The following is a 14,168-nucleotide window of genomic DNA, read 5'->3' as shown; positions in this document are numbered from 1 at the left end:
AGAGTGTAAAATTACATTTTTATTCAGAATATTTCAACATAAATCGCATATTTTAATTTTTTATTAATAATACTTTCTACTGTAATTACAATACATGTAGCGTGTAAAAATCAAAAAATTAACAAATTATCTAAATATATTTTTGTAATTAGAAAAAATCATGAAAGAACTTCAATATTTAAACAAATATTTCATAAAATATAAATATCATTTTTTACTCGGAATTATCATCACGATTGTTGCTCAATTCTTTACTTTATTTACGCCTAAATTAATTGGGGATTCCATTAAAGTACTGGAACACAACAAAACAAACTCTGCCTTTGTTCAGGAAACCTTACTGCATAATATTCTTATGATTCTTGTTACAACTTTAATTGCAGGATTCTTGACATTCTTAATGCGTCAGACACTTATCGTTATGTCTCGCCACATAGAATTCGATTTAAAAAATGAAATTTTCCTCCAGTACGAACGCCTGTCGCAAAATTTCTACAAAAAGAACCGCACCGGTGATTTAATGAACCGAATTAGTGAAGATGTTGGAAAAGTTCGTCAGTATGTTGGCCCTGCACTAATGTACTCTTTAAATACCGTAATACGATTTGCTGTAGTTACAGTACAAATGTATTTAGTGTCGCCAAAATTAACAATGTACTCATTATTACCACTTCCCATTTTAGCGTATAGTATTTTTAAAATAAGTACAGCAATTAATATTCGTAGCACAGCATACCAACAAAATCTCTCAAAGCTTTCTACGTTTACCCAAGAAATGTTTTCGGGAATTAGAGTGATTAAAGCCTATGCTTTAGAGGAGCAAAAACAAAATGATTTCATTGATTTATCGAACGAAAGCAAAACTAAAAATTTGGATTTGGCTAGAGTTCAATCGATGTTCGGACCTTTTATGATTTTACTAATTGGCTTAAGCAACCTTGTTGTGATTTATGTTGGCGGTATGATGTATATAAATGGAGGAATAACCGATATTGGTGTTATCGCTCAGTTTATTCTTTATATAAACATGCTAACATGGCCGGTAGCATCGTTAGGTTGGGTATCTTCTATGGTACAAGAAGCTGAAGCATCTCAAAAACGAATTAACGAATTCTTACATGTTGTGCCGGAAATTCAAAATGAAGTACAAGAACAATCAATCTTACAAGGAAAAATTAGTTTTGAAAATGTTTCTTTTACTTATGAAGACACTAATATTGAAGCTTTAAAAAATGTTTCATTTACCATAAACAAAGGAGAAACCCTTGCGATATTAGGTAAAACCGGTTCTGGAAAATCGACTATATTATCACTTATTAGCCGTTTGTATGATGTTAAAGATGGAGCTCTAAACATCGACAACACTCCTATTAAAAAATTAAATCTTTTTGATTTACGAAATCAGATTGGATTTGTGCCACAAGATGCTTTTTTGTTTTCCGATACCATAAAAAACAATATTAAGTTCGGAAAAGAAAATGCTACCGATGAAGAAGTAATAGAATTTGCTAAAAAAGCCGTAGTTCACAACAACATCATTCATTTTAAAAATCAATACGATACCATATTAGGAGAACGCGGAATTACGCTTTCAGGCGGCCAAAAACAACGCGTTTCTATTGCTCGCGCCATGATTAAAAATGCGCCTATTCTCTTGTTAGACGATTGCTTGTCGGCTGTAGACACCGAAACCGAAGAAGCAATTCTAAACAATCTAATGGAGTTCTGCCAAGACAAAACAACCATCATAGTGAGTCATCGTGTATCATCCGCTAAAAACGCCGATCAAATAATAATTTTAGAGGACGGTAAAATCATTCAACAAGGCACTCATAATCAATTAGTAAACCAAGAAGGTTATTACAAAGAGTTATATTTCAAACAACTTTCGGAAAAAGAATTACAATAATTTGTTGCTAATCTTACTTTTTTTTTAGATTTTTGGTTTCAACTAAACACAATTAATTTTTTGAAAGAAGGATTATGAGAGAAAATGATTTATTAGAAAAAGAAGAAATTTTTTCTAAGGTATTACGAGCAGGTAGAAGAACGTACTTCTTTGATGTAAGAGCAACAAAAGCTGACGATTACTACATTACAATTACAGAAAGTAAAAAATTCACAGAAGAAGACGGTTCATTCCACTTTAAAAAACACAAAATTTATTTATACAAAGAAGATTTTGCTGCTTTTAAAGAAATTTTAGATGAAATGACATCGTTTGTTTTAAACCAAAAAGGTGAAGAGGTAATCTCTGAAAGACATCAAAGAGATTTCAAAAAAGAATTCGCTTCTGAAATGATGGAAGAAACAAAATCATCAGGAAGTTTTACCGATATTGATTTCGACGATATTTAATCTTTATCATAACAATCTAAAGCCCGTTTTCAATTTGAAAACGGGCTTTTTTTGTACCTTTAATATGCAAATGGTCTTGACAAAATCTAAACACAATAAAATGACAACAGCAGATTTAAAAAAATTACAGGCTCCATTAAAAGAAAAATATAACGCAAATCCAGAATCCGCTTTAATTACCCTTAAAGCTTCAGGAGAAATTGGAGAGGGAATCTCATGTAAAGTAGATACCGGAAAGCAAATGATAGAAGCGGGACTACATCCAGCTACAGGAGGAACCGGCTTACAAGCTTGCTCAGGCGATATGCTATTAGAAGCTCTTATTGCTTGTGCCGGAGTAACATTACAAGCTGTTGCAACGGCTATGGAAATAACCATCAAAAGTGGCACCATTAGAGCAGAAGGTGATCTTGATTTTAGGGGAACATTAAGTGTTTCTAAAGAAGCACCGGTTGGATTTCAAAAAATTAGATTGTTTTTTGAGATTGATTGTGATGAAGATTCAGAAAAAATACAGACCCTTTTAAAATTAACCGAACGTTATTGTGTGGTTTATCAAACCTTAACATCTGCAGTTACTGTGAACGCTTCAATTTCAACAAAATAAAGGCATTTCGAATACTAACCAATTCGTAAACCATTATCAATTTTAAAATCGGGTGAGAGTAACACAATATCGTTATTTTCACCAACAGCCCCCAATACCAAACATTCGCTCATAAATTTTCCTATTTGTTTTTTAGGAAAATTGACTACAGCAACTATTTGCCTATTCACTAATTCTTCTTTCGAATAACGTTTTGTGATTTGAGCAGACGATTTTCGAACGCCTATTTCTGGTCCAAAATCAATCAACAATTGATAGGCTGGTTTTTTTGCCTCAGGAAAGTCAAACACTTCCAAAATTGTCCCAACGCGCATTTCAACTTTTTCAAATTCTTCCCAAGTCAACATTATTCTTTGTTTTTAGACGGAAATACGTTTTCAATTACCCAAGCCGGACCAATCAATAAAAATTGAATATCTTTTAAAAACGAAGGCTTTTTCCCTTCCAATTTATGTCCGTAAAACTGACCAATCCATGCCAAAGCAAAAATAAGCAGCGAAACTTTCCACAAAGAAAACTGCAAGCCAATGACATAGTTAACCGAAATACACAATGCCGAAAATACAGCCACTTTAATAGCCATCATGATTGACAAGCGTGAATAAAAAAACAACACAAAAAACAATGCTACAACAGCCCAATTATCGATTAACGGTTCATGAAATGGAGAAATTTGCTCTAAAAATGAAGTTGGAACACTCATCAATAACCCAACAATAGAGAAAAAAATGGCTGGCACACACACATAATGAATGGCTTTATTTGTAGGGTTCTGATGACTTACAGCATAATCATCGAACCATTGTTGTAACGTTTTCATGATAAAAGGTTTAACTATACTAAGGTAATACTTATTTTTTTATTGTAATTTGGTACAAATCAATTTCAAAAAATGGCACGAACAGCTTCTAATATGTTACCTCTTGGTACTCAGGCTCCAGATTTTAGCTTAAAAGATACTTTTTCAAATAACACGTATACCTTTTCTGAATTAAAAGGAGAAAAAGGCACATTAGTATTCTTCATCTGTAACCACTGCCCTTTTGTTCATCATGTTATTGATGAAATCGTACGAATTGCTAACGATTACAGAGTTCAAGGTTTCGGAATTATTGCGATTTCAAGCAACGATGTTAGTCAATATCCCGAAGATTCACCAGAATTAATGTATGAATTTGCATTAAAAAACAATTTTGAGTTTCCATATCTGTATGATGAAACACAAGAAATAGCTAAAGCATTCGATGCCGCATGTACTCCCGATTTTTATGTTTTCAACAAACAGAATGAATTGGTTTACAGAGGACAAATTGATGATAGCAGACCCGGAAATGGAATTCCTTTAAGTGGTAGTGATTTACGAGGAGCTATAGATGGTGTTATTTACAACCGAAGTATTAATCCTACTCAAAAGCCTAGTATTGGATGTAATATTAAGTGGAAAAACTAAATATTATTTTTTTTCCAAAACGATATCAATTGGACGGTTTTGTTTTTTTCCAAACTGAACTGCTTTTTCTGCTTGAGAGGCACACAAAACATACATATTGAATGCATATAATTGCACAAATTGTTCCTTATACTTTCCAGATTCGTCTTTTATTTTAATTCGAAAATCGTCTGCGGGAAATGTATTGGAAATTGACAACAAATAATCATCTTTTGCATATGGAAAATACCAACGAGCTGTAGCATTGGCTTCAGTTAAGCGATTTCCGTTTTCGTCGATTTGATAGTTTAGTGAAAACACCATGGGTTTATTACTATTTTTCCAGCTATATGCATTATTCACATTCAATACATTATTACCTAAACTATCAACAACGGTAATGGTTAAGCCTGTTACATTTTCTTTCTTCCCATCTTCATGAACGTGCAAAACCAAATACGATGTGAAATCATACCCACAATGCATTGTACTAATTTGAGCTTTACTCAAAAAACATTGAATCAGAAGAAAAAAAACAAATGGTAATCTCATAAGCATTATTAAAACTAAATCCCAAGTAACTTACCTGGGATTTAAATTTATTTCTTTTTTTATTGCATTCCGGCAGTTACATAATTGTATACAGCTGCAGCATCTTCATCCGATATTTTTGCTTTACGTTGCATTCTACCTACAATTGGTTTCCATTCTTCGGCAGTGTGACTAGAAGGCTCAAACAATTTATGGCATTTTGCACAATTGTTTTCATACACTTCTTTTCCGTGCAATTGATCTGCAGTTAACGTAGCAACTTTTGCAGTCGATTTAACTTCGGTTGTTTCTACTACTTTTTTTGTTGCACACGAAAACACAAATAACGAGGCAACCGCAAGACCTACTATTCTAAATTTCATATTCTATAATTTATAGTTTTTGGATTGTAAATCTAATAAAAAAAGCTCTCAAATTGGAGAGCTTTATATTTTTTTAAAAGATTATGAATTATTTCACATCCATTAATTCTACATCGAAAATCAAAGTAGCATCAGGCGGAATAACACCACCAGCTCCTCTTGAACCGTAACCTAAATATGAAGGAATTACAAAACGGGCTTTATCACCAACTTTTAAAAGAGCAATACCTTCATCCCATCCTTCAATTACATGTCCTTTTCCTAAAGGAAATTCAATAGGTTGTTTTCTTTTGTAAGAAGAATCGAAAACCATCCCGTTATCTAAAGAACCTTGGTAGTGAACAGAAACCGTTTTACCTTTTTCCGCTTGCTTACCATTTCCTTTTTGAATGATTTGATAACGTAATCCGCTGTCTGTTTTTTGAAAACCAGCAGCTAATTTCTCTAATGCTTCTTCAGCTAATCTTTTTTGCTCAGCTAATCTTTTTTCGCGAGAACCTTCAAATGTTCTGAAAGCCTCTACCGCGTTCCATTTTTGAGCTTCATCACCTACTCTAACAATCTCGATACTTTCAATAATATCACCTTGAGCAATTTCATTTACAATATCCTGTCCTTCTACTACATGTCCAAAAACAGTATGTTTGTTATCCAACCAATCTGTTGGCACATGAGTAATGAAAAACTGAGATCCATTAGTACCTGGTCCAGCATTAGCCATAGACAAAACACCTGGAGTATTGTGTCGTAATTCTGGGTGAAATTCATCATCAAATTGATAACCCGGTCCACCAACACCACTACCTAATGGGCAACCCCCTTGAATCATGAAATCAGGAATAACACGGTGAAATTTTAATCCGTCGTAATATGGTTTTCCTTGAGGTTTTACATCATTTTCTAATTTCCCTTCAGCTAAGCCAACAAAGTTCCCAACTGTTCCCGGAGTTTTATCATGTGTCAATTTTACTAAAATAACACCTTTTGTAGTATTGAATTTTGCGTAAATTCCGTCTTGCATCTTACTTTAATTTTAAATTTTTGAGTAGCAAAATTACGAATATTAAATGTAAAAACTTTCATAAATAATAGACAAGTCTACAGAAGTAAAAAGGAATCTGTTTAAATTTGTTATCGACATACAATCATCAATGGAACCAAAAATAATAACGTATCAACCAAAATACAAACAGCAATTTATCGATTTAAACAAAGCTTGGCTTGAAGAATATTTTTTTGTTGAGCAACACGATATAGAGGTATTTGAAAACATTGAAGAGGTGATTTTAAAACCCGGCGGACAAATTTTCTTTTGCTTATTAAATAACGAGGTTGCGGGAACTGTTGCGTTGCAAAAAGTAAACGATTCCGTTATTGAAATGGCCAAACTCGCTGTCGATAAAAAGTACCAAGGAAAAAAATTGGGAAATTTATTGGTTGAAGCTTGTATTGATTTCGCTAAATCCAATTCATACAAAACAGTAATGTTGGTATCGAGCACAAAGCTTAGCACAGCATTAAACTTATATAAAAAATACAATTTTAAAGAAGTACCTTTGGACGAAACCGACTATCATCGTGCTGATATTCAAATGGAATTATATTTATAACCATGGAAACACCAAAAGACTATCTCGAAATCAATAAAGCCTCGTGGAATAAAAAAACAGAAGTTCATATCCAGTCTGAGTTTTACAACATGGAAAGTTTCATGAATGGAAAATCGACTTTAAATCCTATTGAACTTTCGCTTTTAGGCAATATTGAAGGCAAGAAAATTTTACACTTGCAATGTCATTTCGGGCAGGACACTATCTCGTTAGCTCGAATGGGAGCTATTACAACCGGCGTGGATTTATCGGATATTGCAATCAATAAAGCAACAGAACTAGCGAATCAACTACAGGCCAATGCAAAATTTATTTGTTCGGATGTGTACGATTTACCCAACCATTTAAATGAAACGTTCGACATTGTTTTTACAAGCTATGGTACTATTGGCTGGCTACCCGATTTAAACCAATGGGCTAACGTAATCGCTCATTTTTTAAAACCGAACGGTAAATTGGTTTTTGCTGAATTTCACCCTGTAGTTTGGATGTTCGATTATGATTTCAAAAAAATAGAATACAATTATTTCAATTCTGAAGCCATCATTGAAACTGAAGAAGGAACTTATGCAGATAAACAAGCAGCAATTACCAATAAAACTGTAAGTTGGAATCATCCGCTTTCAGAAGTTTTCTCTTCATTGATAAACAACAATTTAGAAATTAAAACTTTTGAAGAATTCGACTATTCCCCATATAATTGCTTCAACAATACCGAAGAATTTGAACCAAATAAATTTAGAGTTCAACATATAGGAAATAAAATTCCAATGGTGTACTCCTTAACCGCAATTAAAAAACCGTAACTCGTATGGAAAGTTTATTTACACAAGAAGGTAATCAAAACATTGTAGAACGAATTAACAAATTAGAACCTACTACACTTTCGGAATGGGGAAAAATGACCGTTGACCAAATGATGTCACATTGCATTGCTCCATTTGATGTTGCTTATGGGGATCTTCAACTGAAAGCCAATCCGATTATTGCTCTATTGGGCAGAATGATGAAAAACAAAATAATTAACTCACCACGTTTTAAAAAAGACAGCCCGACTGCACCAGCTTTCATTCGAACAGGTACATATGATTTTGAAACTACAAAATCTGAACTAATTGAAAAAGTAAAAAAATTTAGTAAAGGAACCGAAGTAATTAAATCATACAAGCATCCTTTTTTTGGAACAATGACTGCAAAAGAGTGGGACACATTACAATGGAAACATTTAGATCACCATTTAAGACAGTTTGGAGTTTGATTTTTAGTTATAAGTAAATAAGCAAAAAGGGATAAGGAAGTTCAAAGCCTTTTCCCTTTTCTCTTTTCCCTCTTAACTTTTCCCTCAAAACTCTTACCTTTGCGCTTTGCAAACAACAAAACCATGCGCATCGATATCATTACCGTTTTACCTGAATTAATCCGTAGTCCATTTGAAGCTTCAATCTTAAAAAGAGCTATAGCCAAAGGTTTAGTAGAAGTTCACATGCATAACCTTCGCGATTACAGCACTAATAAACATAAAAACGTAGATGATTATCAATTTGGTGGTGGTGCCGGTATGGTTATGAGTATTGAACCTATAGCGGCTTGTATTGAGAAATTGAAAAATGAACGCGAGTACGACGAAGTAATCTATATGACTCCAGATGGCGAAACCTTAAACCAAAAAATGGCCAATTCAATGTCGTTGTTAAAAAACATCATTATGCTTTGTGGTCATTATAAAGGTGTAGACCAACGTGTTCGTGATTTATTCATAACCAAAGAAATATCAATAGGTGACTATGTGTTGTCGGGTGGTGAATTGGGTGCTGCCGTTTTATGCGACGCTATTATTAGATTGATCCCCGGAGTTTTAAGCAATGAAACCTCTGCCTTAACCGATAGTTTCCAAGACAATTTACTCTCTCCTCCTATTTACACACGACCGGCAGAATACAACGGTCATAAAGTCCCAGATGTACTCTTAAGTGGGAACTTTGCAGAAATTGAAAAATGGAGAGAAAATATGGCTTACGAACACACCAAAAACCGTAGACCCGATTTGTTGGAGGATTGATTTTTTATTCTAAATGATGAATTATAAATTTTAAATGAATTGAAAATCGTGTAATAATTCAAAATTTATAATTTAAAATTCAAAATATTTATTAAATTTGCAGCCACATTTAGATCAACCTCTGACGAAAGACGTGTATGTTGTTCTGATTCAATAGTTTAAATTAATAAATCATGTCGAATTTATTACAATTTGTTCAAGACGAATTCGTAGCGAAAAAAGATTTTCCAGAATTCAACGCAGGTGATACTATCACTGTATACTACGAAATTAAAGAGGGTGAAAAAACTCGTACTCAGTTCTTCAAAGGAGTTGTTATCCAAAAAAGAGGTGCTGGTGTTACTGAAACCTTCACAATCCGTAAAATGTCAGGTGCTGTAGGTGTAGAGCGTATCTTCCCTATCAACATGCCAGCTTTACAAAAAATTGAAGTTAACCAAAGAGGTAAAGTTCGTAGAGCTCGTATCTTCTACTTCAGAGAACTTACTGGTAAAAAAGCAAAAATCAAAGAAAGAAGAAGATAATCAACTTTCCGACATTTATAAAATTAGCTCCGATAATCTCGGGGCTTTTTTTATGCAAAAAAACAAATCGAAAATTATCATTTTGATAAATTAAAACCTTCATAATAACAATCTGATAATTCGTTCAATTCCGATAAAAACACCCATACTTTTTTGGTCTGATTTCCTTATATTTGCTACGCTTTTTCAAGCAATTATATTCAAACATAAAAAAACACAACGATAGATTTAAAATTCAACCCAATGGCACAAAAATCAAAAATTCATTACACCTTGACAGATGAAGCTCCAATGTTAGCTACTCATTCGTTCTTACCCATTGTACAAGCTTTTACTGCTCCCGCAAACATTGATATCGAATTACGCGATATTTCGTTAGCAGGACGTATTTTAGCTAACTTCCCTGAATTTTTAAAAGAAGATCAAAAAATTGCTGATGCACTTGCAGAACTAGGTCAGTTGGCAACAACTCCAGAAGCAAACATCATTAAATTACCAAATATCTCGGCTTCAGTTATCCAATTAAAAGAAGCAATCACCGAGCTGCAATCACACGGCTTTGCAATTCCTAACTATCCGGAAGAACCACAAACCGAGGATGAGAAAAACATCAAAACAAAATACGGAAAAGTATTAGGTTCTGCGGTAAACCCAGTTTTACGTGAAGGAAATTCAGACCGTCGTGCTCCAAAAGCTGTTAAAAACTATGCTAAAGAGAACCCGCACAGAATGGGCACTTGGACTTCAGACAGCAAAACTAACGTAGCGCATATGACTGCAGGTGATTTCTACGGAACGGAAACCTCAACTACAATTGCTAACGATGGTAAATTTAGAATTGTTTTCGCCGGAAATGATGGTTCTACTAAAGTTTTAAAAGACTATTCAAACCTAAAAGCTGGTGAAGTAATTGACAGCTCAGTAATGAACTTAAATGCTTTAAAAAAGTTTGTTGAAATTGCAATTGCTGAAGCGAAAGAGAAAAACGTTTTACTTTCTGCACACTTGAAAGCTACAATGATGAAAGTTTCCGACCCAATTATCTTCGGAGCTATTGTTGAAACTTTCTTCAAAGATGTATTCACAAAATATGCCGATTTATTCAAATCACTAGATATTAATGCGAATAACGGCTTACAGGATCTATTCGAGAAATTAGCTGGAAATGCTCAAGAAGCTGAAGTGAAAGCAGCAATCGACAGCGCTTTAGCTAACGGACCTCGTGTAGCCATGGTAAACTCAGACAAAGGTATTACTAACTTCCACGTTCCATCAGACATTATCGTAGATGCATCTATGGCTGCTTTGGCACGTAGTGGCGGTAAAATGTGGAACAAAGAAGGAAAAGAAGAAGATACCATCTGTATTATTCCAGATCGCTCGTATGCTGGTTTCTACCAAGCGGTTATCGACGATATGAGAAAAAATGGTGCTTTAGATCCAAAAACGATGGGTTCTGTACCTAACGTTGGTTTAATGGCACAAAAAGCGGAAGAATACGGTTCGCACGATAAAACATTCCAAATAACAGCAACAGGAAGTGTAAATGTGGAAGACGAAAACGGAAACGTTTTATTATCTCAAAAAGTAGAAGCAGGTGACATTTTCAGAATGTGTCAAACTAAAGATGCTCCTATTCAAGATTGGGTTAAATTGGCTGTTACAAGAGCCCGTTTATCGGATACGCCAGCTATTTTCTGGTTAGATAAAGACAGAGCACACGATAGAGAAATCATCAAAAAAGTAGAGAAATACTTGAAAGATTTCGATACTACAGGTCTTGACATTCGCATCATGGACGTGAAAGATGCAATGACAGAAACCTTACGAAGAATCCGCGAAGGAAAAGATACTATCTCAGTTTCAGGAAACGTATTACGTGATTATTTAACTGACTTGTTCCCTATTCTAGAGTTAGGAACTTCGGCTAAAATGTTATCTATTGTTCCATTAATGAACGGTGGTGGATTGTTCGAAACCGGTGCGGGTGGTTCTGCTCCAAAACACGTAGAGCAATTTGTAGAAGAAGGGTATTTGCGCTGGGATTCTCTAGGTGAATTTTTAGCATTACAAGCTTCTTTGGAGCATTTGGCACAAACACAAAACAATCCGAAAGCACAAGTTTTAGCTGATACTTTAGACGAAGCAAATGCGAAATTCTTGGCTACAGATAAATCTCCTGCACGTAAAGTTGGAGAAATCGACAACAGAGGTTCTCACTTCTATCTAGCTTTATATTGGGCTCAAGCTTTAGCAAACCAAACTAAAGATGCTGAATTACAAGCTAAATTTAGTCCAATTGCTACCGAATTGACTGCCAATGAAGCTACAATCAATTCCGAATTAATTGGTGCTCAAGGCAAACCTCAAAACATTGGAGGGTATTACCAACCGTCTAACGAGCTTACCAATAAAGCTATGCGCCCTAGCAGTACTTTAAATGCTACATTAGCAAAATTAGTTTAATCCAATTTATATAGTATGAAAAGACGATTCGAAAGAGTCGTCTTTTTGCTTTCATATATTTTAGCAATCCTTATCTTTACACTAACACTTAATAAATTACTACTCAAGTTATGTCATCTCACCACATTGTTCGGGACGATCAAGAACCAGCTTTAATTATTGCCAACGGAGCAGAGTGTAATCCTGAATTGTTAGGGCAACTCTTAGAATGGTCACCATTTGTTGTGGTTTTAGATTCTGCAATGAAACGCGTTGTCGATCTGGAAATAAAAGTTGATGTCTTATTAGGTGATTTCGATAGAGATTTCAATCCGAACGAGTACCTCGAAAAACAATATCCATTAGAAATAATTCACACTCCTGATCAAAACAAAACCGATTTGGAGAAAGCTTTCGATTTTTTAATAGAGCGTGGTCATAAAGCCGTCAATGTGGTCTGGGCCACTGGAAAAAGAGCCGATCACACAATCACCAACATTACCAATATCGTAAGGTATCGAAACCTACTTAAAATTGTAGTGTTAGACGATCATTCTAGGATTTTCCTATTGCCTAATCATTTTCAAAAATGGTATACTAAAGACAGCATCATCTCGTTAATACCAATTGGTGATGTGCATGGAATTTATTCTGAAAATTTATTTTACCCGTTACAAGGCGATTCACTAAAAATCGGCTATCGAACCGGAAGCAGCAATCATGTAACCGAAGACGGAATAGTTACCATCAATCACGAGAAAGGAGACTTGATTTTAATCGAATCTTTAGATTAATTTAAAGCTTAAAAATAATTTTACACCTATCTTTATTTTAGAATTGATTTTTTTTCAAAACATAAATTGATATGAAACTGAAAGTCGCAATCCTTACCTTTTTCTTTTCCACAGTACTATTTGCTCAAGAAACGAAACTATTAAATTTTGAAGAATCGCTTGAAAAAGCCAAAACCGAACAAAAAAATGTTCTGCTCTATTTTTCAGGATCCGATTGGTGTGCGCCTTGTGTTAAATTTAAAAAGCACTTTGTCGAATCCGATGCTTTCAAATCATTTAGCGATGAAAACTTAATTGTATACAATGCTGATTTTCCAAGACTGAAAAAGAACAAACTGGATGATACTTTGATTTCGCAAAATGAAAAATTAGCCGAAAAATATAACTCAAAAGGATTTTTTCCGATGATTCTGCTTTTAAAATCAGATGGCAGCATACTCAAAAAATGGGAACAACTCCCTTCGGAAACTTTAGAAGAATTTATAGCAAAATTAAAGCTTTAGATTAATGCTCCACAAAAGAGTTGAAAAATTAATGGGAAATCGGTTTGAGTTATCAGTTCTCGGACCAAACGAGCAGTGGTGCGTTGAAAAAATCGATTTAGCTATTGAAGAAATCAAACGAATTGAGCGTCTTTTAACTACCTTTTCTACCGATAGTGTAACTTATAAAATTAACGAAAATGCTGGCATTAAACCGGTAAAAGTTACTGATGAAGTTTTTCAATTGATTAAACGATGTCAATTTATTTCGAAGATAACCCAGGGTGCTTTTGATATCAGTTACGGAAGTTTAGACAAACGTTTTTGGAATTTCGATTTAAACATGACATCGCTTCCCGATGCTGAAACCGCAAAAAAAACAGTCGCTCTTATCAATTACGAAAACATTATTTTGGACGATATCGGAAAAACTGTTTTCTTAAAAAACAAAGGCATGCGCGTTGGTTTTGGTGGAATAGGGAAAGGATATGCGGCAGAAATGGCAAAAAAAGTTTTGATTCAAAATGGCGTAGAAAGTGGAATTGTGAATGCGTCTGGAGATTTATCGGCTTGGGGCTTTCAAGAAAACGGAAAACCTTGGACAATTGGTATTGCAAACCCAAACTTGAAAGATGACATTTTTTCTGCTTTACAAATTACCAATACCGCTGTGGCAACATCTGGAAACTATGAAAAGTTTGTTATGATAAAAGGAAAAAAATATTCACACACTATAGATCCAAAAACGGGGTTCCCAGTAAGCGGTATTAAAAGTGTGACTATAATTGCGGAAAATGCAGAAATTGCAGATGCTTTGGCCACACCTGTTACGGTAATGGGGATAGAAGTAGGATTGGATTTTATCAACCAACTCAAAACCATTGGCTGTATTATTATTGATGATAATGATGCTAAATATTTTTCTAAAAACATTAAACTTACGTAA

Annotated in this window: 18 protein-coding genes; 13 read left to right on the top strand and 5 right to left on the bottom strand. The window is 34.3% G+C overall.

Annotated elements, in window-relative coordinates; all coding sequences use genetic code 11:
• Positions 1–160: 160 nt before the first annotated feature.
• The 3 genes from ACZ1JT_RS10510 (at position 161) to ACZ1JT_RS10500 (ending at position 2,965) form a co-directional block, all read left to right on the top strand.
• The gene (locus ACZ1JT_RS10510; RefSeq protein WP_465093779.1) at positions 161–1,909 is read left to right on the top strand and encodes an ABC transporter ATP-binding protein; all 1,749 of its coding nucleotides are present in this window, start codon (positions 161–163) and stop codon (positions 1,907–1,909) included.
• A gap of 74 nt (positions 1,910–1,983) precedes the next feature.
• Positions 1,984–2,358: a PUR family DNA/RNA-binding protein gene (locus ACZ1JT_RS10505; protein ID WP_465093778.1), complete on the top strand. Its 375-nt coding sequence runs from the start codon at positions 1,984–1,986 to the stop codon at positions 2,356–2,358.
• 100 nt (positions 2,359–2,458) lie between these two features.
• Entirely contained in the window at positions 2,459–2,965 is a 507-nt protein-coding gene (locus ACZ1JT_RS10500; RefSeq protein ID WP_465093777.1) for an OsmC family protein, read from the top strand.
• Positions 2,966–2,979: 14 nt separating this feature from the next.
• On the opposite strand, the gene ACZ1JT_RS10495 is transcribed toward ACZ1JT_RS10500, so the two are convergent.
• Together ACZ1JT_RS10495 and ACZ1JT_RS10490 are read right to left on the bottom strand one after the other, a co-directional pair.
• Complete coding sequence (locus ACZ1JT_RS10495) at positions 2,980–3,312, bottom strand: tRNA-binding protein (RefSeq protein ID WP_465093776.1); 333 nt, start codon at positions 3,310–3,312, stop codon at positions 2,980–2,982.
• Positions 3,312–3,785, bottom strand: coding sequence for an Mpo1 family 2-hydroxy fatty acid dioxygenase (locus tag ACZ1JT_RS10490; protein WP_465093775.1), 474 nt, complete (start codon positions 3,783–3,785; stop codon positions 3,312–3,314). Before ACZ1JT_RS10490 ends, ACZ1JT_RS10495 begins: the two co-directional genes overlap by 1 nt.
• Before the next feature lie 72 nt (positions 3,786–3,857).
• Here ACZ1JT_RS10490 and ACZ1JT_RS10485 point away from each other — a divergent pair, with 72 nt between their 5' ends.
• Positions 3,858–4,415: a thioredoxin family protein gene (locus ACZ1JT_RS10485; protein WP_465093774.1), complete on the top strand. Its 558-nt coding sequence runs from the start codon at positions 3,858–3,860 to the stop codon at positions 4,413–4,415.
• Positions 4,416–4,418: 3 nt separating this feature from the next.
• Here ACZ1JT_RS10485 and ACZ1JT_RS10480 read toward each other — a convergent pair whose 3' ends face one another.
• The 3 genes from ACZ1JT_RS10480 to ACZ1JT_RS10470 all read right to left on the bottom strand — a co-directional run bounded on the left by ACZ1JT_RS10480 (position 4,419) and on the right by ACZ1JT_RS10470 (position 6,329).
• Positions 4,419–4,904, bottom strand: a complete 486-nt coding sequence (locus ACZ1JT_RS10480; protein WP_465093773.1) for a hypothetical protein — start codon at positions 4,902–4,904, stop codon at positions 4,419–4,421.
• 101 nt (positions 4,905–5,005) lie between these two features.
• The gene (locus ACZ1JT_RS10475; protein WP_465093772.1) at positions 5,006–5,308 is read right to left on the bottom strand and encodes a c-type cytochrome; all 303 of its coding nucleotides are present in this window, start codon (positions 5,306–5,308) and stop codon (positions 5,006–5,008) included.
• 88 nt (positions 5,309–5,396) lie between these two features.
• The gene (locus ACZ1JT_RS10470; RefSeq protein ID WP_465093771.1) at positions 5,397–6,329 is read right to left on the bottom strand and encodes a peptidylprolyl isomerase; all 933 of its coding nucleotides are present in this window, start codon (positions 6,327–6,329) and stop codon (positions 5,397–5,399) included.
• 130 nt (positions 6,330–6,459) lie between these two features.
• On the opposite strand from ACZ1JT_RS10470, the gene ACZ1JT_RS10465 reads away from it, so the two are divergent.
• The 9 genes from ACZ1JT_RS10465 to ACZ1JT_RS10425 all read left to right on the top strand — a co-directional run bounded on the left by ACZ1JT_RS10465 (position 6,460) and on the right by ACZ1JT_RS10425 (position 14,168).
• Positions 6,460–6,918 carry a GNAT family N-acetyltransferase gene (locus tag ACZ1JT_RS10465; protein WP_465093770.1) on the top strand — a complete coding sequence of 153 codons (459 nt, stop codon included), beginning with the start codon at positions 6,460–6,462 and terminating at the stop codon, positions 6,916–6,918.
• Between the two features lie 2 nt (positions 6,919–6,920).
• Positions 6,921–7,724: a class I SAM-dependent methyltransferase gene (locus tag ACZ1JT_RS10460; RefSeq protein WP_465093769.1), complete on the top strand. Its 804-nt coding sequence runs from the start codon at positions 6,921–6,923 to the stop codon at positions 7,722–7,724.
• Positions 7,725–7,729: 5 nt separating this feature from the next.
• A complete protein-coding gene (locus ACZ1JT_RS10455) occupies positions 7,730–8,176 on the top strand; it encodes a DUF1569 domain-containing protein (RefSeq protein WP_465093768.1) in 447 nt (148 codons plus the stop codon).
• Positions 8,177–8,299: 123 nt separating this feature from the next.
• The gene (trmD, locus tag ACZ1JT_RS10450) at positions 8,300–8,977 is read left to right on the top strand and encodes a tRNA (guanosine(37)-N1)-methyltransferase TrmD (protein WP_465093767.1); all 678 of its coding nucleotides are present in this window, start codon (positions 8,300–8,302) and stop codon (positions 8,975–8,977) included.
• A gap of 173 nt (positions 8,978–9,150) precedes the next feature.
• Positions 9,151–9,501, top strand: coding sequence for a 50S ribosomal protein L19 (rplS, locus tag ACZ1JT_RS10445; RefSeq protein WP_465093766.1), 351 nt, complete (start codon positions 9,151–9,153; stop codon positions 9,499–9,501).
• Positions 9,502–9,744: 243 nt separating this feature from the next.
• Positions 9,745–11,967: an NADP-dependent isocitrate dehydrogenase gene (locus ACZ1JT_RS10440; protein WP_465093765.1), complete on the top strand. Its 2,223-nt coding sequence runs from the start codon at positions 9,745–9,747 to the stop codon at positions 11,965–11,967.
• A 110-nt stretch (positions 11,968–12,077) separates the two neighbouring features.
• Positions 12,078–12,740 (top strand): thiamine diphosphokinase, encoded by a 663-nt coding sequence (locus ACZ1JT_RS10435; protein WP_465093764.1) that lies wholly within the window; start codon positions 12,078–12,080, stop codon positions 12,738–12,740.
• Between the two features lie 71 nt (positions 12,741–12,811).
• A complete protein-coding gene (locus ACZ1JT_RS10430; RefSeq protein ID WP_465093763.1) occupies positions 12,812–13,243 on the top strand; it encodes a thioredoxin family protein in 432 nt (143 codons plus the stop codon).
• Between the two features lie 4 nt (positions 13,244–13,247).
• The gene (locus tag ACZ1JT_RS10425) at positions 13,248–14,168 is read left to right on the top strand and encodes an FAD:protein FMN transferase (RefSeq protein ID WP_465093762.1); all 921 of its coding nucleotides are present in this window, start codon (positions 13,248–13,250) and stop codon (positions 14,166–14,168) included.

Source organism: Flavobacterium sp. IC2-16 (genome assembly GCF_055521455.1).
Note: the sequence above shows the minus strand (reverse complement) of the source record. Positions and strands in the feature narration are given on the sequence as shown.

What these genes read in the sequence shown, in the direction of transcription:
- ACZ1JT_RS10510 (WP_465093779.1), top strand. Translation starts at nt 161, where the DNA reads ATGAAAGAACTTCAATATTTAAACAAATATTTCATAAAATATAAATAT.
- ACZ1JT_RS10505 (WP_465093778.1), top strand. Translation starts at nt 1,984, where the DNA reads ATGAGAGAAAATGATTTATTAGAAAAAGAAGAAATTTTTTCTAAGGTA.
- ACZ1JT_RS10500 (WP_465093777.1), top strand. Translation starts at nt 2,459, where the DNA reads ATGACAACAGCAGATTTAAAAAAATTACAGGCTCCATTAAAAGAAAAA.
- ACZ1JT_RS10495 (WP_465093776.1), bottom strand. Translation starts at nt 3,312, where the DNA reads ATGTTGACTTGGGAAGAATTTGAAAAAGTTGAAATGCGCGTTGGGACA.
- ACZ1JT_RS10490 (WP_465093775.1), bottom strand. Translation starts at nt 3,785, where the DNA reads ATGAAAACGTTACAACAATGGTTCGATGATTATGCTGTAAGTCATCAG.
- ACZ1JT_RS10485 (WP_465093774.1), top strand. Translation starts at nt 3,858, where the DNA reads ATGGCACGAACAGCTTCTAATATGTTACCTCTTGGTACTCAGGCTCCA.
- ACZ1JT_RS10475 (WP_465093772.1), bottom strand. Translation starts at nt 5,308, where the DNA reads ATGAAATTTAGAATAGTAGGTCTTGCGGTTGCCTCGTTATTTGTGTTT.
- ACZ1JT_RS10470 (WP_465093771.1), bottom strand. Translation starts at nt 6,329, where the DNA reads ATGCAAGACGGAATTTACGCAAAATTCAATACTACAAAAGGTGTTATT.
- ACZ1JT_RS10465 (WP_465093770.1), top strand. Translation starts at nt 6,460, where the DNA reads ATGGAACCAAAAATAATAACGTATCAACCAAAATACAAACAGCAATTT.
- ACZ1JT_RS10460 (WP_465093769.1), top strand. Translation starts at nt 6,921, where the DNA reads ATGGAAACACCAAAAGACTATCTCGAAATCAATAAAGCCTCGTGGAAT.
- ACZ1JT_RS10455 (WP_465093768.1), top strand. Translation starts at nt 7,730, where the DNA reads ATGGAAAGTTTATTTACACAAGAAGGTAATCAAAACATTGTAGAACGA.
- trmD (WP_465093767.1), top strand. Translation starts at nt 8,300, where the DNA reads ATGCGCATCGATATCATTACCGTTTTACCTGAATTAATCCGTAGTCCA.
- rplS (WP_465093766.1), top strand. Translation starts at nt 9,151, where the DNA reads ATGTCGAATTTATTACAATTTGTTCAAGACGAATTCGTAGCGAAAAAA.
- ACZ1JT_RS10440 (WP_465093765.1), top strand. Translation starts at nt 9,745, where the DNA reads ATGGCACAAAAATCAAAAATTCATTACACCTTGACAGATGAAGCTCCA.
- ACZ1JT_RS10435 (WP_465093764.1), top strand. Translation starts at nt 12,078, where the DNA reads ATGTCATCTCACCACATTGTTCGGGACGATCAAGAACCAGCTTTAATT.
- ACZ1JT_RS10430 (WP_465093763.1), top strand. Translation starts at nt 12,812, where the DNA reads ATGAAACTGAAAGTCGCAATCCTTACCTTTTTCTTTTCCACAGTACTA.
- ACZ1JT_RS10425 (WP_465093762.1), top strand. Translation starts at nt 13,248, where the DNA reads ATGCTCCACAAAAGAGTTGAAAAATTAATGGGAAATCGGTTTGAGTTA.